Genomic DNA, 1,152 nt, shown 5'->3' with positions numbered 1-1,152 from the left:
TAGTGGGAATTTGTTTAGAACAATCTGTATCTATTATTATCAGTTTTTTGGCAATTCTTAAAACCGGTGCTGCTTATCTTGTTCTAGCTCCCAATTATCCCCAAGAGCGTTTAAACTATATCTTAAATGATGCTCAAGTCTCGGTATTAATTACTCAAAATACCTTGGTTAATTTATTCCGTGATCATCAAGCAGAAGTGGTTTGTCTGGATACTGAAGAAAACTTAATTGTTAGTCAAAGCCAAAACAATTTAGTTAACCCTATTCAGCCAAATAATTTAGCTTATATTATTTATACCTCTGGTTCAACAGGCACTCCTAAAGGGGTTATGATTGAACATCAAAGTTTAGTTAATCATAGTTTAGGAATCATTAAAGTCTATGATTTAACAAGTCGTGATCGAATTTTACAATTTGCTTCTTTTACCTTTGATGTAGCTGCTGAAGAAATTTATCCAACTTTTTTAACGGGTGCAACTTTAGTTATGCGTCCTGCATTAATGTTCCCTTCTTTAGCTGATTTTACTCAATTTATTCAGCAAAAGTGTTTAACAGTCATTAATCTTCCGGCTACTTATTGGCATGAATGGGTATTAGATTTATCTCAAACTTTAATAACCTTACCTGAAACCCTACGCTTAGTGATTACAGGAAGTGAAGAAGTATTACCAGAGCGATTAATATTATGGCAAAAAATACTATCAAATAGTCAACGAGAAGATATCACTTGGTTGAATGCTTATGGTCCGACAGAAGCGACGATAACCAGCACAGTTTTTAATCCCAATTTCATTCATAAAATTGCTCAAATTCATTCTGTTGCCATTGGTAAACCGATTACAAATACACAGGTTTATATTTGTGATCGCTATTTGCAACAAGTCCCCATTGGAATACCAGGAGAACTGTTAATTGGAGGTTTAGGTTTGGCCAAAGGTTATCTCAATCGCGATGATTTAACCCGTGAAAAATTTATTACTCATGCTTTTAATTCATCAGAATATCAACGTTTCTATAAAACTGGAGATTTAGCTCGTTATTTACCCGATGGAAATATAGAGTTTTTAGGACGCATTGATAATCAAGTTAAAATTCGAGGGTTTCGTATTGAAATTGGCGAAATTGAAGCCGTATTAACTGAATACCCAGATG

At 33.9% G+C, this 1,152-nt stretch carries 1 protein-coding gene; it reads left to right on the top strand.

From position 1 onward, the window contains the following. A partial coding sequence (locus tag PX636_RS01830; RefSeq protein ID WP_288116043.1) for an amino acid adenylation domain-containing protein occupies positions 1–1,152 on the top strand: 1,152 nt, incomplete at both ends.

Source organism: Microcystis sp. M53598_WE2, from assembly GCF_030067735.1.
GTDB lineage: Bacteria > Cyanobacteriota > Cyanobacteriia > Cyanobacteriales > Microcystaceae > Microcystis > Microcystis aeruginosa.
The sequence above is the reverse complement of the archived record's forward strand: the minus strand, read 5'-3'. Positions and strand labels throughout refer to the sequence as shown.